This is a genomic window from Leclercia sp. UBA1284 (assembly GCF_002308415.1).
Taxonomy (GTDB): domain Bacteria; phylum Pseudomonadota; class Gammaproteobacteria; order Enterobacterales; family Enterobacteriaceae; genus Enterobacter; species Enterobacter pneumoniae.
Window position 1 is genome coordinate 269,461 of the sequence record NZ_DBUS01000006.1, and the last position, 20,661, is coordinate 290,121.

The 20,661-nt window shown below is 55.2% G+C and carries 15 protein-coding genes; 8 read left to right on the forward strand and 7 right to left on the reverse strand.

The genetic code is table 11. The features are described from left to right. Window positions 1-2,145 (reverse strand): TonB-dependent siderophore receptor, encoded by a 2,145-nt coding sequence (locus B3511_RS04520; protein ID WP_286777617.1) that lies wholly within the window; start codon window positions 2,143-2,145, stop codon window positions 1-3. 123 nt (window positions 2,146-2,268) lie between these two features. Between B3511_RS04520 and B3511_RS04525 the strand changes: the two genes are divergently transcribed. Continuing rightward, window positions 2,269-3,837, forward strand: a complete 1,569-nt coding sequence (locus B3511_RS04525) for an alpha/beta hydrolase-fold protein (RefSeq protein WP_286777618.1) — start codon at window positions 2,269-2,271, stop codon at window positions 3,835-3,837. On the opposite strand, the gene B3511_RS04530 is transcribed toward B3511_RS04525, so the two are convergent. Further along, window positions 3,823-4,071: a DUF1158 domain-containing protein gene (locus B3511_RS04530; protein WP_040076702.1), complete on the reverse strand. Its 249-nt coding sequence runs from the start codon at window positions 4,069-4,071 to the stop codon at window positions 3,823-3,825. The genes B3511_RS04525 and B3511_RS04530 overlap by 15 nt on opposite strands. A gap of 486 nt (window positions 4,072-4,557) precedes the next feature. Between B3511_RS04530 and B3511_RS04535 the strand changes: the two genes are divergently transcribed. Beyond that, a complete protein-coding gene (locus tag B3511_RS04535) occupies window positions 4,558-7,281 on the forward strand; it encodes a cation-transporting P-type ATPase (RefSeq protein ID WP_286777619.1) in 2,724 nt (907 codons plus the stop codon). An 88-nt stretch (window positions 7,282-7,369) separates the two neighbouring features. Here the strand turns inward: B3511_RS04535 and B3511_RS04540 are convergent, their stop codons facing one another. After that, window positions 7,370-8,491, reverse strand: a complete 1,122-nt coding sequence (locus tag B3511_RS04540; RefSeq protein WP_286777620.1) for a YbdK family carboxylate-amine ligase — start codon at window positions 8,489-8,491, stop codon at window positions 7,370-7,372. A gap of 256 nt (window positions 8,492-8,747) precedes the next feature. Here B3511_RS04540 and B3511_RS04545 point away from each other — a divergent pair, with 256 nt between their 5' ends. Beyond that, complete coding sequence (locus B3511_RS04545) at window positions 8,748-9,221, forward strand: cold-shock protein (protein ID WP_046884380.1); 474 nt, start codon at window positions 8,748-8,750, stop codon at window positions 9,219-9,221. A 63-nt stretch (window positions 9,222-9,284) separates the two neighbouring features. Here B3511_RS04545 and B3511_RS04550 read toward each other — a convergent pair whose 3' ends face one another. Further along, the gene (locus B3511_RS04550) at window positions 9,285-9,740 is read right to left on the reverse strand and encodes a hypothetical protein (RefSeq protein WP_286777621.1); all 456 of its coding nucleotides are present in this window, start codon (window positions 9,738-9,740) and stop codon (window positions 9,285-9,287) included. Window positions 9,741-10,126: 386 nt separating this feature from the next. Here B3511_RS04550 and B3511_RS04555 point away from each other — a divergent pair, with 386 nt between their 5' ends. After that, window positions 10,127-10,825, forward strand: a complete 699-nt coding sequence (locus B3511_RS04555; RefSeq protein ID WP_286777622.1) for a GNAT family N-acetyltransferase — start codon at window positions 10,127-10,129, stop codon at window positions 10,823-10,825. A 42-nt stretch (window positions 10,826-10,867) separates the two neighbouring features. Here B3511_RS04555 and betA read toward each other — a convergent pair whose 3' ends face one another. The 3 genes from betA to betI are packed head-to-tail and all read right to left on the reverse strand — an operon-like array spanning window position 10,868 to window position 14,619. After that, window positions 10,868-12,532, reverse strand: a complete 1,665-nt coding sequence (gene betA, locus B3511_RS04560) for a choline dehydrogenase (protein WP_286777623.1) — start codon at window positions 12,530-12,532, stop codon at window positions 10,868-10,870. A 13-nt stretch (window positions 12,533-12,545) separates the two neighbouring features. Further along, window positions 12,546-14,018 carry a betaine-aldehyde dehydrogenase gene (gene betB, locus B3511_RS04565; RefSeq protein WP_286777624.1) on the reverse strand — a complete coding sequence of 491 codons (1,473 nt, stop codon included), beginning with the start codon at window positions 14,016-14,018 and terminating at the stop codon, window positions 12,546-12,548. Between the two features lie 13 nt (window positions 14,019-14,031). Further along, entirely contained in the window at window positions 14,032-14,619 is a 588-nt protein-coding gene (gene betI / locus B3511_RS04570) for a transcriptional regulator BetI (protein WP_046884375.1), read from the reverse strand. 128 nt (window positions 14,620-14,747) lie between these two features. Between betI and betT the strand changes: the two genes are divergently transcribed. The 4 genes from betT to B3511_RS04590 all read left to right on the forward strand — a co-directional run bounded on the left by betT (window position 14,748) and on the right by B3511_RS04590 (window position 20,661). Then, entirely contained in the window at window positions 14,748-16,781 is a 2,034-nt protein-coding gene (gene betT / locus B3511_RS04575) for a choline BCCT transporter BetT (protein WP_046884374.1), read from the forward strand. 245 nt (window positions 16,782-17,026) lie between these two features. Next, window positions 17,027-17,368: a DUF6572 domain-containing protein gene (locus tag B3511_RS04580; RefSeq protein WP_286777625.1), complete on the forward strand. Its 342-nt coding sequence runs from the start codon at window positions 17,027-17,029 to the stop codon at window positions 17,366-17,368. Between the two features lie 382 nt (window positions 17,369-17,750). Further along, window positions 17,751-18,590, forward strand: a complete 840-nt coding sequence (locus B3511_RS04585; protein ID WP_212476930.1) for a sugar phosphate isomerase/epimerase family protein — start codon at window positions 17,751-17,753, stop codon at window positions 18,588-18,590. 1,294 nt (window positions 18,591-19,884) lie between these two features. After that, a complete protein-coding gene (locus tag B3511_RS04590; RefSeq protein ID WP_286777626.1) occupies window positions 19,885-20,661 on the forward strand; it encodes an IdsF in 777 nt (258 codons plus the stop codon).

A 20,661-nucleotide genomic window follows, 5' to 3' on the forward strand; every position in this document is an offset into this window, starting at 1 on the left:
TTACCAACGATAGTTCACGGTGGCGGTCATCGTCCGGCCAATGCCATAGAAGCATGCCGTATCGCTTGCACACGAAGCCACATACCGGGTATCCGCCACGTTATTCACGTTGAACTGCACGCTGGCGCCTTTCAGCGTGCTGTTCAGCTCGCCGAGATCGTAGCTCACCATGGCGTCATACAGATCGACCGAGGGCACCTTGAACGTATTCTTCGCATCGCCGTAGCTGGTGCCGATGTAGCGCATACCCACGCCTGCGGTCAGGCTCTTTAGCGCGCCTCCGGGAATGGTATAGCTGGCAAAGGCAGAGGCCATATGGGCGGGTATACGCGCCGGCGTTTTGCCCTCCGTCCCTGCCACCGTGGTGCTTTTGTTTTCTGCATCCGTCCAGGTATAGGAGCCAATCAGGTTGATGTTCTCCATCAGCGTGGCGTGGATCTCTGCTTCAACCCCTTTCGAGCGAACTTTGCCGGCGTTCTCAAACCAGCCTTCGGCGCTGTTGTACGTTGCGACGTTCTCCTGGGTTAAATCGTACAGCGCCAGGGTCATCAGGGTGGTATCCACTGGCTGATACTTCAGGCCAATCTCCGTCTGCTCGCCGGTGGTCGGTTTAAAAGGCCCGACGCCCGGCGCGCGGTTGGTTTGCAGGTTCGGTTCGAAGGAGGTGCTGTAGCTAATATAGGGCGACAGGCCAAAATCAAAGGCGTACAGCAGGCCGGTACGCCAGGTGAATTTGCTGTCGTTTTGCTGGGTGACGCTGCTGTCCGTGAAGTCTTTGGTGCGAACTTCGCTCCAGTCGTAGCGCCCGGAAACCAGCCACTCCCAGTTTTTCCAGCTCATTTGATCCTGCAGATAGAGGCCCATCTGGTCGAGATTTTGCTGTTCATCCGTTGCGGTGCTGAACGTGCTTTCATCGACATTCACGCCGTAGACCGGGCGGGTCCAGTCGAGGTCGTACTGCGTGCCGGCGCCGCGCGCCAGCAGCTGTTTATCTTTGCTGGCCTTGTAGTCAACGCCACCCAGCAGAATGTGGCTGACTTCGCCAGTATTGGCCAGAGACTCCAGCTGATTATCCAGTCCAAACTCGTTGGTGGTGCGCACTTCACGCTGCGCCCGGCGGGTCAGCAGCGTGCTGTTGGCGGCGCTATTGGCATAAACAAGGTAGCGATACTTCTGCTTGATAGTGGCGTAACGCGCGTTCTGGCGGAAGGTCATATTATCGGCGAACTGGTGCTCCAGCTCGTAGCCGATAAGGGTCTGCTCGCGCCAGGACTGGTCGTAACTGGGATCGCTCGCGTTAAAATCGTAGGGAATGTACTGGCCGTTAGCGCTCTTTACCGTGCCGTAGGCGGGCAGGAAATTGCGGTAACCTGCATCGGGATCTTTCTGGTAGCTGGTGAGGAGCGTAAAGCGCGTCTGATCGTTTGGATACCAGGTGATCGCCGGGGCTATCGCCATACGCGTCTCTTTATAATCGTCCACCTGGTTATGCTGGGTGCGGGCAATGCCGTTCACACGATACAGTACGCGACCATCGTCGCTAAGCTTGCCGCCGAAATCAAATGCGCCTTCTGCCAGATCATGATTGCCGGTGCGAAACTGCACATTATGAATAGCCTCTGCGGTGGGGCGTTTGCTGGTCATGCTGATTAAACCACCAGGGTTCACCTGACCGAACAGAACGGATGCCGGACCCCGTATCAGCTCCACCCGTTCCAGTAACCATGGATCGATCGTCCCCGTCTGGGAAGAGGCGGTTGCGCCAAAGCTCAGCCCGTCGAGGAACTTTGGCACATAGCTAAAGCCGCGCACAAAGACCTCGTCGTTACGGTTGGATGATCCGCGGTATTCTGTAAAGACCCCAGCGGAGTAGCGCAGCGCCTGCGATACGGAGGTGACATCCTGCATTGCCATCTGGTCGCGGGTGATCACCGAGACCGACTGCGGCGTCTTCACAATTTCTGCGCTGGTTTTCGTCGCGGAGAGCGTTTTGGTGGCCACAATGCCGGTGACCGGGGCCGTGGGCTCCTGACTCACACCCTGCGTAACCACAAGCGTTTCTTCATTGTTTGCAGCCTGAGCCACCATGCTGACTGTCGCCAGGCTCATAAGCCAGAGGCGCATTACTTTATTCTTTTTAAACATTTTTATTATCTGTCCTTGGTTGCTATCGCCATAAAAACACCGGTAAAAACGTTTTAAATGATATTGCAAACAATTACCATTTGCATTAGCGTTACTGACAAATTTTGCGAGGAAAGGGTGTAAATGAAAAGGGTGTGGAGTGGGTTGCTGTTAGGAATAAGTACACTGCCAGCCATGGCGGCGACCTGTGAACACGCTTCCCTTCAGGGGGATGTGCAGGGGAAATTTGATACCAGCGGCGAAGTCTGTTTTACGCTGCCGAAACTGAATGAAAACTATGTCTCGGCCACGCTAAAAGGGGTAACGGACGCCCGACTGCTGGATGGGCAAAATAGCCGGATTCGCACCCTGATTGAGAATGGCCCGGCGGACGGCGAACACTCGCTACTCTTCGCTTTGCCGGTGCGTCAGAACACCTCCCTGATGCTGCACGGCGAACCGGGTCAACCCTGGCATTTTCAGTGGCGAATAAGAGAAACCTCCGCATTACCGCGCGTGCAGATTCTTGAGCCTGAAAGTCCGACCCTGAATGCGCTGGCAAAAACGGTTGCTGCTGGTGGGAGTACTGAGGCGTTCTGGCAGGCGCAGCGTCGGCAGGGAACGCCGATGGTGGAGCCGGTGGACGCCGACCACAAGCGGGTGACCTTTCTCTGGCGCGGCGCGCGGGAGAACGTCTTTATTCTTGGATCACCGGCGGGCGACCATGACCCCCTGTTCCGGTTAGGGCAAAGCGACGTCTGGTTTCGCAGCTATGTGGTGCCTTCCGATACCCTGATGCAGTACAAGCTGGCGCCGGATGTGCCGGTTATCACCGGCTCCCCACGCGATCAACGTCGGGCGATCCTGGTCAGCGCACAGGCCGATCCGCTCAACCCCCACACTGCCGTGCAGGGTAAGCAGGATCGCTGGAATCGTTATTCACTGCTTGATCTCAGCCCGACGCGCTACTGTTCCGCGCAGGCCGCCGCCACGCCCATTGTGAATGGCTCGCTTACCCGTCACACCTTTACCAGCACCCAGCTTGGCAACAGCCGCGACGTGTTGCTCTACCGGCCGCGCAGCGCGCAGCCAGCGCGCTGGACACTCATCCTCTTCGACGGGCAGATCTATCAGCGTGACTATCACGTCGCCAATATCTTCGATAGCTTAATTGCGCGGCATGTTCTGCCGCCGATAAATGTGGTCTTTATCGATAGCCTCGATCACGCCCGCCGTAGTCAGGAGTTGCCGCCTAATCCGCGCTTCGCCAATGCCATGGCCCACGAGCTTCTGCCCTGGCTACGGGGTCAGGGCGTGGCTTTACAGCGGCAAAAAACGGTGCTGGCGGGCTCCAGCTACGGTGGCCTTGCCGCCTCGTGGGTGGCTTTACGCTATCCACGCCTGTTTGGCAATGTGCTGAGTTTGTCCGGCTCTTACTGGTGGGCGCCTGAAGGCGAAGAGGCAAGCTGGTTAACACGTCAGTATCAGCACGCTCCGCGCTACCCGATTCGCTTCTGGCTGCAGGCCGGCAGGTTTGAGAGTAGTGGTCCGGATGGCGGTATCTACCGGAATACGCTGGAGTTTGAGCAGGTGCTAAAAGAGAAAGGGTATCGGGTGAGTTTTCACCCGTGGTCCAGCGGTCACGATTACACGGCGTGGTGCGAAGCGCTGGTCCAGGGGATGCGCGATTTCACCGGTTTACGACGCCCGTGAGAACCAGCGGCGCCAGATGAAACGCAGGACGAAAAATTCAATGGCGCCCAACAGCAGAAACCACAGGCAGAACAGAATAGTGTAGAGCTGATTCAAATCGACCATATGGAAAGTGGTCATCAGCTTTTGCGCCAGCCACAGGCCCAGCGAGGGCGCGGGCAACAGTAGCACGGAGAGAAAGGCCATCAGCAAAATGCCGCCTGCCGTTAACAGCGATTCTAACGGGTGTTTCATAGTAATGTTAATCGTCAGTTAAAAATAGCATTGTCCGGGATAGCGCAACGTAAAGCAATATAAACCTCTGGCCGCGTGGGCGGATAATAATCCGCCGATGCGCGCCGGAATTGCATTATTTTAGTGGCGAATATTCAAGTAATCCTTATCCGTGTAAATTAATGTCATCCCACGGAAAATAATTTAACGAAAGTGTAGGTGCTATATCCAATTAACGTGGCGATAACAATGGCCGCGATAATATATAACGCCAGACGGCGACCGCGATAAATACCAAACATGCTTCCCCCTTGTTTAAGGTTGGTTTAGAAATATTTTGTGAAAATCATTACATGAAATAAGTTGTGCTGAGTTTTGCCATTATCTTTTTAGAATATATTGCGATAAATCAATTTTTGCCACAACTTATTATTTTATTTCACGCCCATTTTAATAAGCCAGAAAGGAATTCCGGCTGCCATTCACATGAAATTAAAGGAACTGACTATGACGAAAATGCCTAACCCGCCGTCTTCGCCATCCACTGACAACAAGGCTTCTGGTCTGGCGTACCAGCAGACCGTAGAGCAGACCCTGGCCGGACTGCAAACGCACGCTAGCGGTCTGAGCCGCGCCGAGGCAGATGAACGCTTAAATAAATATGGCCCCAATGCGTTGCCAGAGAAAAAAGCGAAACCTGCCTGGCTGCGTTTTCTGGCCCATTTTAACGATGTCCTGATTTATGTACTGCTGGCGGCAGCGGTATTAACGGCGGTAATGGGGCATTGGGTCGATACGCTGGTTATTCTTGGCGTGGCGGTCATTAACGCTTTAATTGGTCATGTTCAGGAAAGCAACGCCGAGAAATCGCTGCAAAGTATTCGAAATATGCTCTCTAGCGATGCGCGTGTTATTCGTCACGGCGAGCACGAAACCATTCCAACCACTGAAATCGTTCCGGGCGATATTATTGTCTTGCGCGCAGGGGATCGTATTCCGGCGGATATGCGTCTGATTGAAGCGCATAATTTACGCGTGGAAGAGGCGATTCTGACCGGGGAATCCACTGTGGTGGATAAACATACCGATGCGCTGCACGGCGAACTGCCGCTGGGCGATCGCACCAATCTCGTCTTTTCAGGCACGACCGTCAGCGCGGGCGGTGGCGTGGGCGTGGTCATCGCCACCGGGCAAGAGACTGAACTTGGGCACATCAACCAGATGATGGCCGGTATAGAGAAGCACCGCACACCGCTGCTGGTACAGATGGATAAGCTGGGCAAAGCGATTTTCGCCATTATTCTGGCGATGATGGCGGCGCTGTTTGTCTTCAGCATCCTGTTGCGCGATATCCCGCTGGGTGAACTGCTTCTCTCCCTGATAAGCCTGGCGGTCGCCGCCGTGCCGGAAGGTTTGCCGGCCATTATTTCGATTATCTTGTCGCTGGGCGTGCAGGCGATGGCGCGTAAGCGGGCGATCATCCGCAAACTCCCTACCGTGGAAACGCTGGGGGCAATGACCGTGGTCTGTTCGGATAAAACCGGCACCCTGACCATGAACGAGATGACCGTGAAGGCAATCATCACCGCCGAAAGTTGCTACAGCGTGGACGGTAATAGCTACGAGCCGGAGGGGAAGATCTGCCTTGAGGGCAGCGACGAGCCGGTACAAATCCAGCCAGACACCGTACTGGAGCAATATCTGCGCACGATTGACCTCTGCAATGACAGCCAGTTGATTAAGGACGAGCGCGGCCTGTGGGGCATTACCGGCGGGCCGACCGAAGGGGCGCTGAAGGTGCTGGCCGCTAAAGCGAAGCTAAGCCCCGTGGCGACCACGCTTATTAGCAAAATCCCGTTCGACTCCCAGTACAAGTACATGAGCACGCACTACCAGGTGGGCAACGACGCGCAGATTTTAATTACCGGCGCGCCGGACGTGATTTTCGCCCTTTGCGAGCAGCAGCAGACCGGCAACGGCGCCGAGCCCTTCAACCGCGCGTACTGGGAAGACGAGATGGCGCGCTTTGCCCGGCAGGGGCTGCGCATGGTTGCCGCCGCCTTTAAGCCGGCTGCCGCCGACAAGCCAGCATTGTGTCACGAGGATCTCAGCAGCGGGCTGATCATGCTGGGGATCGCCGGCATGATGGATCCACCGCGCCCGGAAGCGATCGATGCCATCCACGCCTGCCAGCAGGCGGGGATCCGAGTGAAGATGATCACCGGTGACCACCCGCAGACGGCCATGAGCATCGGTCAGATGCTGGGAATTGCTAATAGCAGCCAGGCGATAACCGGCTATCAGCTGGAGCATATGGACGATGCGGCGTTGGCGACCGCGGCGGTGCAGTATGACATTTTCGCCCGTACCAGCCCGGAGCATAAGCTGCGCCTGGTGAAAGCCTTGCAGGAGAAGGGCGAGATTGTCGGCATGACGGGTGACGGGGTGAACGATGCGCCCGCGCTGCGTCAGGCGGATGTGGGCATTGCGATGGGTATTAAAGGCACCGAAGTGACTAAAGAGGCGGCCGATATGGTCTTGACCGATGACAACTTCGCCACTATCGCCAGCGCGGTAAAAGAGGGGCGCCGCGTTTATGACAATCTGAAGAAGACCATTCTCTTCATTATGCCGACCAACCTCGCGCAGGGGCTATTGATTATCATCGCCCTGCTGGCGGGGAACGTCATTCCGCTGACGCCGGTACTGATTTTGTGGATGAACATGGCAACCTCCGCCACGCTCTCTTTCGGCCTGGCTTTCGAAGCCGCCGAGCGCAACATCATGAAGCGTCCGCCGCGCCAGACTGCGCAGCATGTGATGGATGCCTATGCCGTATGGCGCGTGGCGTTCGTTGGCACCATGATTGCCATCGCCGCCTTTGCGCTGGAAGCCTGGCTGGCGCCGCGTGGGCACAGCGCCGAATTTACCCGCACTGTGCTTCTGCAGATGCTGGTCTGCGCCCAGTGGGTCTATATGATTAACTGCCGCAACACCGAGGGCTTCTCCCTCAACCGCGGCCTGCTGGCTAACAAAGGTATCTGGCTGGTAACGGGTGTACTGCTTCTGCTGCAGCTGGCGATTATCTACCTGCCATTTATGCAGATGTTGTTCGGTACTGAGGCGTTGCCACTGCGTTACTGGTTCGTCACCCTGGCGGTGGCTGGCGCAATGTTCTTCGTTGTCGAAATTGAGAAACGATTGACCCGCAGGTTCCGTAAGGCGGCATAAGATACATGGCTCCTCCCGCCCTCTCCTTAACGGGGAGAGGGCGAGGGGAGATCACGCGCCTTTAGGCCATCATTCCTGTCCGTAAGCGTTACGGACTCGTCGCCCACAGCTCAGCATGTTTCTGCACCAGGGTGATCAGCGACCCGCCGTCGGCGACGAAATCACGCATGCGCTGCGCCTCGCTTTTACCCTGTTTCAACATCAGGCCAATCTCCTGAATCGCGCTTGTCGCCCCCAGCTTTTCGGCTGACGGGGTGACGCGCTCCAGCAACCATGCGATATCCTCTGCGATGGTCTTCTGCTCACCGCTGTGAACATCCGTCAAAATGCCCGCCAGACCGTAGCGGCAAGCCTGGAAACGGTTGAACCGATACAGTAGAAAATCCTGTTCCTGATGTTTGTAAGGCCGGGTGGTCAGCAGCCAGTGTGAGGTGGCCTGAATCAGACCCGCGATATTAATGGCATGGCCCAGCGTCAGGGGGGTGTCCATTACCCGCACCTCTACGGTGCCGAAATGGGGGCTAGGGCGGATATCCCAGTGCAGATCTTTGATGCTGTCGATCATGCTGGTGGCGCTAAGCCGGCGGAAAAGCCCTTCGAACGCCTGCCAGTTAGGTACCCAGGGCATCAGCCCGTTATCCGGGAAGCCTGAAAAGATATTCAGCCGTGATGAAGCAAACTGGATGTCGGTGCCCTGCATATAGGGCGAGGAGGCCGCCAGCGCAATAAAGTGCGGCACAAAGCGGGATAAACCGTGCAGCAGATAGATAGCGTCGTCACCGGTGCGGCACCCCACGTGCACATGCTGCCCGAAGACCGTCGCCTGTAAAATCAGGTAGCCAAAGCGCTCCAGGGTGACGTTATAACGCTCGTCGTCGCACACTTCCTGGCGTTGCCATTTCTGGAAGGGGTGGGTACCACCGCCGCAAATCTGCACATGATGCTCGCTGGCTGCGCGCAGAATGGCCTGCTGGATAGCCGAAAACTGTGCGGCGGCCTGGTCAATGCTCTGGCACACGCCGGTGGCAATTTCGAGCATGCTTTCGGTGATATCGTGTTTGACTTCACCGGCCTGGATCTCGTTTTCAACCGCGGCAATCAGCGCGGAGGAGTCCTGGCTAAGGTCATAGCCCGGTGGGTTGACCACCTGGAGCTCCAGTTCAATGCCAAGCGTGAAGGGTTCAGAGGCGTGGAAGTCAGGTAAAGGCATGGCACACTCCGTTGTCAGGTATCATTTCAGTATAGACAACGCAGGCGGTTCGCCCTCGCTGGTGAGTTGCCGGTATCGGCACGCCCCGGCAACTCACCGCGTGTTACCGGGGCGCGTTTCATCCCGCTTTGATCTTCACTTATCGTTATTGCCGATTTTTTCTCACCTTGTCTCCCCATAGCCTCAAAACCCATTGTGCTTTACACTGCGCGCTGCAAAAATTGAGTTATGAACGATCAGACAGGCGGTAAAAGCGATGAACGGAACAATCACAACGTGGTTTAAAGATAAAGGCTTTGGATTTATCAAAGATGAGAACGGTGACAACCGCTATTTTCATGTGATTAAGGTCGCTAACCCTGATCTGATCAAAAAAGATGCGGCGGTGACCTTTGAACCGACCACCAATAACAAAGGCCTCTCGGCGTATGCCGTGAAGGTGATCCCCGAAAGCAAATACCTCTTTATTGCGGGCGAGCGTGTGAAGCTTACCTCGATCAAATCTTTCGTAGTCTTCAGTGAGGATGAACCTGTTGAGACCGGGATCGATAAAGAGAACGCGGTGCTTTCAGTAGGGATCCTGATGAGCAATATCAGGCCAAAAGCGGATAAGAAGCCAGGCGAAATGCGCGCCGTGAAGAAGCTGGCCATTACCACTTTCCAGAACACAACGCTGATCTTCACCGAAGATGAGATCGACATCGATGCCACGGTGAAGCTGCTGAAGTGATCCTGTGCCGAAATTCTGCAGCAATGAGAAGCAGAATTTCGGCTTTATAGGTTGTCTCTGCACTTACTGTGCCGCGCCGGACGACTCCTTCACAAATTCCGCCAGCATCCACACCATGTCATGCAGTAGCCCCGTAAGTGAACTCTCCACGCTGGCTGGCAACGTTCCGCCCAGAACGGCCTGCGTCAACGCCAGGGCATAATCCACCTGAACGGTTATCTCCTGCCAGCACGCCGGCACGCTGGTGCTGAATCTTTCACCTTCGATCAACTGCGCAATCAGTTCCGGGGAAGGCTCGCTCGTGTCGCACTCCCGCATCTGCCCAAGGGTTTGCAGCAGCTTTTCGCAGAGGGCTTTACGCGTGTCGTGCGCGTCGGTCTCCTTCAGCACGCTAACCAGTGCCGCGCTGATATCAGCCAGTTCGGGAAGTTCTGCCGTTGTGGCAAGCGGCGTATCGATCAGTTGTTGAACTAACGCGTTAGTGGATGAGGCGTAAACGTATGTCGATTTTGTTGTCATGTCGTGTTCCTTCTCTATAAAAGCTCCTGACAGCGAAATTTTCTGTGCTCGTGAGGGGTAGCACTGACGGAGGTAGGAATACCGTACACGACAAAACGGCCAGCCAACCGGCTGCTCCGCCAGCGCTACCGCGATTTTAACGGCGTGGCAAAGTGACTGTCGTGTCATCCTGTCTGGGTTCCTACACCCGGTTGCAGAACGCCCGCAACTCAGGCACTTTACGACCCCGCCCTGGCAAATAACAGTCAAAACCGCGAAATGCACCCGCTAACTTTTCGATTTGCGAGGCGCTTTCCAGAATGTCAGGATCCAGGCGGGAAAATCCTCTGTTCGCCTGCTTTTTATCCTGATATAACAAAGTGTTTACATTTTAAGGGGGGCTCGCCGTGCCGGAAATTAATGAATTTGGTCAGACTGTTAATGACGTCGTTCCCGGCTGGAATGGCGCACGCGTTTTACCCCGCTCGCTTCTGTCAGGACGCTTCTGCCGACTGGAGCCGCTGGATGCCGCCCGCCACGCCGTCGATCTGTTTGAGGCTTTTGCGCTGGGTGATGGCAGCGACTGGACGTGGATGGCCAGCAACCTGCCGGAAAACCTGGAGGTCACCCGACACTGGCTGCTGGGCAAAGTCATGGACGATGCCCTGGTGCCCTATGCGGTGATTGATACCCGCACGGACCAGGCCGTGGGGGTAGTGTGTTACATGGCGATCGACCGCCAGATGGGAACGGTAGAAATTGGTCACGTGACCTGGTCGCGTAAAATGCGTCACAGCCCGATGGGTACCGAAGCCATCTGGCTGCTGTTGAAAAATGCTTTCGCGCACGGCTATCGCCGGCTGGAGTGGAAGTGCGACTCAATGAACGTGGTCTCGCGCCGGGCCGCCGAACGGCTGGGGTTCACCTGGGAAGGGCGGTTGCGACAAAAAATTGTGCGCAAGGGCCGAACGCGCGACAGCGATATGCTTTCGATTATCGATGGTGAGTGGCCAGAAAAAGAGGCGGCGCTGTGTGCCTGGCTGGCGGCGGAGAATTTTGACGGGGAAGGGCGGCAGATTAAAAAACTGGAAGCGTTTCGCGAATAATCCCCCTCTCCAGTGAGGAGAGGAGGAGAAGTGAAGGGCGACTTACCGGCGAACCGGTGCGCCGTTCGCCACATAATAGGCTGCCGTGCTTTTCGCCAGCGGCTCGCGCCCGCGGATCGCATCAGCAATTTTCTCGCCAATCATAATGGTGGTGGCGTTCAGGTTGCCGGTGATGATTTGCGGCATGATCGACGCATCCACCACGCGTAACCCTTCCAGCCCGTGAACACGGCCTTCGCCGTCTACCACCGCCATCTCGTCGTAGCCCATCTTGCAGGTGCCGCACGGGTGGAAGGCGGTTTCAGCGTGGTTACGCACGAACTCGTCCAGCTGCTCGTCGGTCTGGCACTCCACGCCCGGGCTGATTTCCCGGCCACGGTATTTGTCCAGCGCGGGCTGGTGCATGATCTCGCGGGTGATGCGGATCGCGTCGCGGAACTCCTGCCAGTCCTGTTCGTGGGACATGTAGTTGAACAGGATTGCCGGATGCTGATGCGGGTCGCGGGATTTGATCCGCACGTGCCCGCGGCTCGGCGAACGCATGGAGCCGACGTGACACTGGAAGCCATGCTCTTTCACCGCGTTCGAGCCGTTGTAGTTAATCGCTACCGGCAGGAAGTGGTACTGAATGTTCGGCCATTCGAACTCCTCGCGGCTGCGGATAAACCCGCCCGCTTCGAAGTGGTTGCTTGCGCCCACGCCGGTGCCGCCAAACAGCCACTCCGCGCCAATCTTCGGCTGGTTCCACCACTGCAGGGCAGGGTAGAGGGAGACCGGCTCTTTGCATTCGTACTGGAGATACATCTCCAGGTGATCCTGCAGGTTTTCACCCACGCCGGGTAAATCATGCACCAGTGGAATGTCGAACTGCTTCAGCAGTTCAGCGCTGCCCACGCCGGAACGCTGGAGGATCTGCGGAGAGGCAATCGCCCCCGCGCACAGCAGCACCTCTTTGTTCGCCGTTGCTTTCGACGGAATAGTGCTTTCACCCTCCAGCCACTCGACGCCCACCGCGCGTTTGCCGTCAAAGATAATGTGATCGGTCATGGCGTGAGTGCGGATGGTCAGGTTCGGGCGCGGTTTCGCCTGGTCCAGGTAGCCGCGCGCGGTGCTGGCGCGTCGACCCTGCGGCGTGACCGTGCGATCCATCGGCCCGAAGCCTTCCTGCTGGTAGCCATTGAGATCGTCGGTGCGCGGATAACCCGCCTGCACGCCCGCTTCTACCATCGCCTCAAACAGCGGGTTCACGCCCGGTTTAGAGGTAGTAACGCTCACCGGACCGTCGCCGCCGTGGTAGTCATTCGGACCCACGTCGCGGGTCTCCGCCTTGCGGTAGTAGGGCAGGCAGTTGAGATAGCTCCAGTGCTCCAGCCCGGTTTCCTTCGCCCAGTTATCCAGATCCATGGCGTTACCGCGCACGTAGCACATGCCGTTGATCAGCGATGAGCCGCCCAGCCCTTTACCGCGTCCGCACTCCATGCGACGGTTGTTCATAAACGGCTCTGGTTCGGTTTCATACGCCCAGTTGTAGCGCTTGCCCTGCAGCGGAAACGCCAGCGCGGCGGGCATCTGGGTACGGAAGTCAAAGCGGTAATCCGGACCGCCTGCTTCAAGCAGCAATACGGTGGTGTTGGGATCTTCAGTCAGTCGTGTTGCCAGCACGTTGCCGGCAGAGCCGGCTCCGATAATGATGTAGTCAAATTGCAAATAAACCTCCCGGTTAAAATATGGACTGGAATTTAGCCATCTCAACCTGGATGGACTTCACCTGGGTATAGCTCTGGAGCGTCATCACTCCGTTCTCGCGGCCAATGCCGGAGTGTTTATAGCCGCCGACCGGCATCTCTGCGGCGGATTCACCCCAGGTGTTGATCCAGCAGATGCCCGCTTCGAGCTGATGAATGGCGCCGTGGGCGCGGTTCAGATCGGCGGTGACGATGCCCGCCGCCAGCCCGTAGTCGGTGTCGTTGGCGCGACGAATCGCTTCCTCGTCGGTTTCATAGGTGAGGATGGACATCACCGGCCCGAAGATCTCCTCGCGTACGATGGTCATCTCGTCGGTGCAGTCGGTGAACACGGTCGGGGCCACCCACGCACCGTTGTTAAAGCCTTCACCTTTCAGCACGTCGCCGCCGCACAGCACGCGCGCGCCTTCCTCTTTGCCTTTGGCGATGTAGCGCAGCACGTTTTCGCGGTGCGGGAAGCTGACCAGCGGGCCGAAGTTGGTGTTTTCATCGAACAGATCGCCCGCACGGATGCGACCCACGCGCTCGACAATTTTCTGCTCAAATGCGGCTTTAAATTTTGCAGGCACAAACACGCGGGTGCCGTTAGTGCACACCTGGCCGGAGCTGAAGAAGTTGGCCATCATGGCGATGTCTGCCGCAAGATCGAGATCCGCATCATCGAAAATAATCAGCGGTGATTTGCCGCCCAACTCCATCGTCACCTCTTTCAGGGACGAGGCCGCCGAGTTCGCCATCACCTTTTTGCCGCTGGCGACGCCGCCGGTAAAGGAGACCTTCTCGATGCCCGGATGTTCGGTCAGGAACTGGCCGGTTTCCGCGCCCACGCCCGGCAGGACGTTAAACACGCCGTCCGGCAGACCCGCCTCGGTGTAAATTTCGGCAAGTTTCAGGGCGGTGAGCGGAGTAACCTCACTCGGTTTGAAGATCATTGCGTTACCCGCCGCCAGCGCCGGGGCAGATTTCCACAGGGCGATCTGAATGGGGTAGTTCCACGCGCCGATCCCCGCCACCACGCCCAGCGGCTCGCGACGGGTGTAGACGAAAGAGGTATCGCGCAGCGGGATCTGGCTCCCTTCCAGCGCCGGGATCAGGCCCGCATAGTACTCCAGCACGTCCGCGCCGGTGACGATGTCGACGGTGCTGGTTTCAGAAAACGCTTTACCGGTATCGAGGGTTTCCAGCTTCGCCAGTTCGTCGTTACGTTCGCGCAGGATCTCCACGGCGCGGCGCAGAATGCGCGAACGCTCCATGGCGGTCATCGCTGCCCAGATTTTTTGCCCGCGCTGTGCGCTTTCAACCGCGCGGTCGACATCCTCGCGCCCGGCGACCTGTACGGTCGCCAGAACTTCGCCGTTGGCCGGGTTGATGGTCTCGAAGGTGCGACCGCTGGTGGCCGATGTATAACCACCATTGATATAAAGCTGCTGTTCTGCCATTCGGGACATAATTTCTCCTCGGTTAATCGGTCGGTAAATGCTGGCTAATAAAGTGGCTGGTGAGCGACTGGGCCAGGGTTTTGTCCAGCGGTTTGCCGCTCAGTGCGGCGCGTAGCCACAGCCCGTCGATCAGGGCCGCCAGTCCGTATCCTGCCTCCTGCGCCTGGTCACGCGGCAGTTCACGACGAAACTCGTACACCAGATTCGACAGCAGGCGGCGGCTGCTCACCTGCTGCAATCGATAAAGCATCGGCTGGTGCATACTGCTCGCCCAGAAGGCCAGCCAGGCTTTCATCGCCGCGCTGCTTACCTGGGTTTCATCAAAGTTGCCGCCGACAATCGCCTGTAATCGCTGCTCCGCGCTGCCGTTGGGCAATGCATGTAAACGGCTTAATACCGCATCGCGTAGCTGGCCGGTAATGTCGCGCATGGTCGCTTCCAGCAGACCGTTTTTGTCTTTGAAATAGTGACTGATGATCCCCGTGGACACGCCCGCCCGACGGGCGATCTGCGCGATGGTCGCATCGTGCATGCCCACCTCATTAATTGCTTCCAGCGTGGCGTCGATCAGTTGCCTGCGCCGGATTGGCTGCATCCCCACTTTGGGCATTTTTGCCACTCCATTCATCAGCGTTGGTAATACATTAAAGCGGTTTTTGATTGGACGTTCAATATAAAATGTGTCTTAATTGTTGCGGATTTGGATTTCAATAGTTACAAAAACAGTGGGGATACTGGATGACAGACCTTTCACAAGACAGAGAAAAAGACAAAATCAACCCGGTCGTGTTTTATACTTCCGCCGGGCTGATTTTGTTGTTTTCCCTGACGACGATCTTCTTTCGTGATTTTTCTGCCGAGTGGATTGGGCGCACCCTCAACTGGGTGTCGAAAACCTTTGGCTGGTACTATCTGCTGGCGGCGACGCTCTATATCGTCTTCGTGGTGTGCATTGCCTGCTCGCGCTTCGGTTCGGTGAAGCTCGGGCCGGAGCAGTCAAAGCCCGAGTTCAGCCTGCTGAGCTGGGCCGCCATGTTGTTTGCCGCAGGCATCGGCATCGATTTGATGTTCTTCTCGGTGGCCGAGCCGGTCACGCAGTATATGCAGCCGCCGGAAGGGGCGGGGCAGACCATGGAGGCTGCGCGCCAGGCGATGGTCTGGACGCTGTTCCACTACGGCCTGACCGGCTGGTCGATGTACGCCCTGATGGGGATGGCGCTGGGATACTTTAGCTACCGTTATAATTTGCCCCTGACCATCCGCTCTGCGCTCTATCCGATTTTCGGTAAAAAAATCAACGGGCCCATTGGGCATAGCGTAGATATTGCGGCGGTGATCGGTACCATCTTCGGCATCGCCACCACGCTGGGTATCGGTGTGGTGCAGCTTAACTACGGGCTGAGCGTGCTGTTTGATATCCCGGATTCGATGGCGGCCAAGGCGGCGCTGATTGCGCTGTCGGTGATTATCGCCACCATTTCGGTCACCTCCGGCGTGGATAAAGGGATCCGCGTGCTCTCCGAGCTGAACGTCGCGCTGGCGTTGGGGCTGATTCTGTTCGTGCTGTTTATGGGCGACACCTCGTTCCTGCTTAACGCGCTGGTGCTGAACGTTGGCGACTACGTGAACCGCTTTATGGGCATGACGCTGAACAGCTTTGCCTTTGACCGCCCGGTGGAGTGGATGAACAGCTGGACGCTCTTCTTCTGGGCGTGGTGGGTGGCCTGGTCGCCGTTTGTTGGCCTGTTCCTGGCGCGTATTTCACGCGGACGCACCATTCGCCAGTTCGTGCTGGGGACGCTGATTATCCCGTTCACCTTTACCCTGCTGTGGCTCTCGGTGTTCGGCAACAGCGCCCTGCACGAGATTATCCATGGCAATGCGACCTTTGCTCAGGAGGCGATGGCGCACCCGGAGCGCGGTTTCTACAGCCTGCTGGCGCAGTATCCGGCGTTCACCTTTAGCGCCTCCGTGGCGACCATTACCGGCCTGCTGTTCTACGTCACCTCGGCGGATTCCGGCGCGCTGGTGCTGGGGAACTTCACCTCGAAGCTGAAGGACATCAACAGCGACGCGCCAAACTGGATCCGCATCTTTTGGTCGGTCGCCATTGGCCTGCTGACGCTCGGCATGCTGATGACCAACGGCATTTCCGCCCTGCAGAACACCACGGTGATCATGGGGCTACCGTTCAGCTTTGTGATCTTCTTCGTGATGGCCGGGCTGTACAAATCGCTGAAGGTGGAAGACTACCGCCGCGAAAGTGCCAATCGCGACACAGCCCCGCGCCCGATGGGCTCGCAGGACCGCCTGAGCTGGAAGAAACGTCTGTCGCGCCTGATGAACTACCCGGGCACGCGTTACACCAAACAGATGATGGAGACGGTCTGCTTCCCGGCAATGGAAGAGGTGGCCCAGGAGCTGAAGCTGCGCGGCGCGCGCGTCGAGCTGAAAAGCCTGCCGCCGGAAGAGGGCGAAACCCTGGGGCACCTGGATCTGCTGGTGGATATGGGCGACGAGCAGAACTTTGTTTACCAGATCTGGCCGCAGCAATATTCCGTGCCCGGCTTTACCTATCGGGCCCGCAGCGGGAAATCAACCTACTACCGGCTTGAGACGTTCCTGCTGGAGGGCAGCCAGGGCAATGACCTGATGGATTACAGCAAGGAGCAGGTCATTACGGATATTCTGGACCAGTATGAACGGCACCTGAACTTTATCCACCTGCACAGGGAAGCGCCGGGGAACAGTGTGATGTTCCCGGATGTGTAAGCTGGAGTGTTAAACTGAGAGCGGCGCCATGCGTAAGTGTGGTGCCGTTTTTTTTGGCCTAAGCGCCAGGCACCACGAAAAAGGGTATGTGTTTGGGGGTAGGGATGAATGTCTGACTGGTGCCTGAGGCCATCCTGAATTCAATTTACGCTGGCCAGGTTAAGCAGGGGCAATGATTCATACGTAGGGTCTATGTTAATTTACGGTGATAATTCATCATTGTATGCCGGATAAGTAGATAAATTATGTCAGTAGAAGACCTCAATACGATCGACTGCATTGGTATACCGATAGAAACTCCGCATGAAGTAAATCTGGGGATTTCTGATCATCTTGAGTGGGATGCCTCGTTGGATGAGCACCTGTATTTGCTTCAGGAAAAAATTAATACCTACCTCCGTTTTATCGAGTCGGGAGAAATCTATCAATGTTTTCCACCTGCCACTCCAACGACAAAAAAAGTTATCGAGATCTTTTTTAAATATGAACCGCCAACTCAAGCAAACGCTTTTCTGAATCATGTTACTGATTGCTTAAATGAATTGGGCATAAAGCTGAAAATGAAGGTGGTAGAGTTCTGCAAATAACTGTCGCATCTTGCTATTTCAGTGAAGTCTGAAATGCTCTGATGAGGAACCATGAACTCATAGCGAACCGTCATGACTCTGGCGCTTTGTGAATTGAAACTCTCCCTGCGGAAACTCCTTAGCCTTTCCTGATAGTCGTCAGTTCAGATCCGACGTAGCATTTTTTCTGAGCCGGGTTGAAATGAAAATTCAAAAGAGGAGTGGAATGTCCTGGCAACGCCTTTGATCGGCTTTGTAGGAGGCTTAGAGGTAGAACTTGTAACCATAATTTCACGATTGCTATGATTTATATCACATTTTTCTCTTCAGATTGTTCGTGCCTGAAGTAATCGACATTTTTTTATTATATTTTGTAATCGATTACTTTTGATCTGGAGAGATTATGATTTACCGTCTAGTAATAAGTACCTGTCTGCTGGCGTCGGCTGCGCTCATCTCATTTTCAGCCTCAGCGGCCTCAGTTAATGATGAAGTCGCACTGCAAATGTATACCTTACGTAATGTCGGCTCGGCAGAGAAACAGTTTGCCATGGCGCATGAAGCCGGGTTTAAGCACGTTGAAATCGTTGGAACACATGATCTCAGTGCAAAACAGTTAGCTTCTCTGCTGAAAAAAAATGACCTTACTGTTACGTCAGCTCATGTGCAGCTTTCAGCACTCGAAAACGATTACGCCAAAACCGTCTCTTTTAACAAATCAGTAGGTAACAACACTCTAATTGTTCCCTGGATCGAACCGAAAGATCGTCCAGACAGTTCTCAGAGCTGGATTGATTTCGCCAAACGTCTGGACGCGCTGGGAGCTAAACTTCATCGCGATGGTCTGCAGCTTGCTTATCACAATCATGATTTTGAAATGAAAAAATATGCAGGAGAAACGGCCCTCGACATAATCCTGAAGCATTCTTCACCTGATAATCTGAAGCTGGAGATGGATGCTGCATGGGTATCACGCGGCGGTCAGGATCCGGTTCGGTTTCTCAGGGCCTATCCGGGGCGCATTTATGCCATTCATGCCAAAGATAATGCGTCGATTGGCATCCGTGATGACGAAATGAACTTTGCTCCACTCGGGGAAGGACTGTTGGACTGGTCTGGTATTCTTCCGGCAGCGAAAGGCAGCGGAGTTCAGTGGTTCATCATCGAGCATGACAAACCAAAAGATGCATGGAGCATCATTACCACCTCTCTGCGTAATCTGCGCGCGGCGCTGGAAAAATAAGTGATGTGATTTCCTGCACAGCCTCTTTTAGCAATCGGCTAAGGGTTGGTACAGTTTTTACTGTATCAGCCCTCAGATGCGCGCAATAACGATTTCATTATGCGTTCCGGTCCGCTTTTCCTGCGCAACCAGGGAATCGCCTCAAATTCTGACATGGGGTGCGCGATACGAAAAACATAACAGCTTCGGCGGTCATGTCAGCCCACGCGCGTATCTGGTATGGAACATGCTTGATGACTGAACGTTGAAAGGATGGGGGATTACCGGATTTAAAACCCCCTCGTCTGGCCAGCTACACAATGGCGTGAGCGGGATAGCTGGTAACGATCTGCTTAATACGGTTGGTAATCCGGACCTTTAACCAGAAACGAGCTGAATTATGAAACGGGGCTTTATTATGAAAATAAGAATAATGTAAAAGCCAGTATCACCTGTTTTATTAGTAATTCCTGGAATGCTATTGAAAGCGAAACGATCGATGACTCGACCAATAGCTATCTTAATGTAGGTAAAGCCATTAATCAGGATATTCAGGTGGCGGCATTCCTCCCGGTATTCATTCCGGAACTGATGATGAATCTCAGACATACATACACTCTTTGTCAACAAATCTGGTGACAGTCCGTATGTCTGGTTTGCCACCCGTATGATCGGCAAAGCGTAAAATTACTGACACTGGTTAGCTTTGAAGGAGCCCTTTCTGAAGAAACGTGATTTTCGCTGCTTCATTTAAATCCATCTCTTTTAGCATGCCGTGCGTTACCCACATCGCTTCCAGTAACTCTTCATTGAGCGTAGTAGTGCAATTGGCACTCACGCAATCGAAAAATTTACCTTCGCGGAGCTCTTTTTCAGGCAGGAATGTAAGAAGTGGCAGGGTGGTTTTGATTCTGGCAACAAGAGGCGCTTAAGGGGAGGGGTATAAGCGTAAACCTGCCGATGGCAGACTCAGTGCCATTCGGAATATAAGCCTTATCTTTTATCACTACAGGATAACTGCTACTCTATCATCCCGATATTCCTCGGGATTTTCTAACCTAAATACATGGCGGCATATATTTGCGTTAAGGTATCCTCTCTTCCAGCCTGCGCTTATAAAAGATATTCAGCGACCAGAGTGAAACGGATTTTTATGAGAAACATAGCAAGAAAAAACGAACATAACGGAAAGCGTCGCACTGCTCTTTTTGCAATATTGCTGTTGCTGCCCGCCTTTATAGCCAGTGCTCAGCAGAATGTAGAAGGAAAATATCTTTTTGCGTTCACCTCGAACAAAAGCACCTGCCTCTTGCGCGTGAACGATCTCCCCGCGTTTGATAATACGACGGATGATGACGGCACCCTCTCTGCCGGGTTAAATATGACCGCCTTTCTGGAGAACGGCAGCAACCAGATTGAGCTTTTGATGGGGCCGCAGGATGCTGAAGATCCGCAAACGCTCTTTGCCGACTCCTCGTGCCAGGTCACCATTACGTATGAAACGGAAAAGGAGAGCGTCAGGCTGGCCGACTATCGCCTGGCGGTGAACGATAAAAAAGCCATCACCGCTCTTTATTCGGTCGACGCTACACGCGGGGTGAAATTCACCGAGGGCTATAGCAAATTAGAGCGCGATTACGGGTTATATAAAATGCAGGGCGCACTCTCCCTGCAGCACGTGCCTGTCTGGTCATGGGTGAACGCAACGCCAGTCACGGAGAACGATCTCCCCATAATTCGTAAGGCCTATGAAGATATTTGGGCACAGATAAAACGTCGCGATATCGATGGCCTGAAACGTACCGCAAAAGTGTCGTCAGCGGAAATGGCCAGGGCCGAAGCCACCACGCCGGAGATGATATTTGTCTCGAATGATTTACCCGCCTATGTTGATGCGCCAGAACTCACACCCGTGGAAATCGACTGGGAAAAATATCACCTGCTACGCTATCGCGACGGACGTCTTTTCCGGCTTGGCATCGGGTTCTTCCAGAACTCTCCGCTAATGTTCCAGGATGCCAAAGGGAAAGTGATTTATACATGGAATCCCCTGTTCTCAATGATTGATGGCAAGGTTGTATTAGTCCGCTAA

Coding starts and splice junctions, on each gene's coding strand:
- B3511_RS04525 (WP_286777618.1), top strand. CDS start 2,269: ATGAAAAGGGTGTGGAGTGGGTTGCTGTTAGGAATAAGTACACTGCCA.
- B3511_RS04540 (WP_286777620.1), bottom strand. CDS start 8,491: ATGCCTTTACCTGACTTCCACGCCTCTGAACCCTTCACGCTTGGCATT.
- B3511_RS04530 (WP_040076702.1), bottom strand. CDS start 4,071: ATGAAACACCCGTTAGAATCGCTGTTAACGGCAGGCGGCATTTTGCTG.
- B3511_RS04545 (WP_046884380.1), top strand. CDS start 8,748: ATGAACGGAACAATCACAACGTGGTTTAAAGATAAAGGCTTTGGATTT.
- betB (WP_286777624.1), bottom strand. CDS start 14,018: ATGTCCCGAATGGCAGAACAGCAGCTTTATATCAATGGTGGTTATACA.
- betT (WP_046884374.1), top strand. CDS start 14,748: ATGACAGACCTTTCACAAGACAGAGAAAAAGACAAAATCAACCCGGTC.
- B3511_RS04550 (WP_286777621.1), bottom strand. CDS start 9,740: ATGACAACAAAATCGACATACGTTTACGCCTCATCCACTAACGCGTTA.
- betI (WP_046884375.1), bottom strand. CDS start 14,619: ATGCCCAAAGTGGGGATGCAGCCAATCCGGCGCAGGCAACTGATCGAC.
- B3511_RS04520 (WP_286777617.1), bottom strand. CDS start 2,145: ATGTTTAAAAAGAATAAAGTAATGCGCCTCTGGCTTATGAGCCTGGCG.
- B3511_RS04580 (WP_286777625.1), top strand. CDS start 17,027: ATGTCAGTAGAAGACCTCAATACGATCGACTGCATTGGTATACCGATA.
- B3511_RS04585 (WP_212476930.1), top strand. CDS start 17,751: ATGATTTACCGTCTAGTAATAAGTACCTGTCTGCTGGCGTCGGCTGCG.
- B3511_RS04535 (WP_286777619.1), top strand. CDS start 4,558: ATGACGAAAATGCCTAACCCGCCGTCTTCGCCATCCACTGACAACAAG.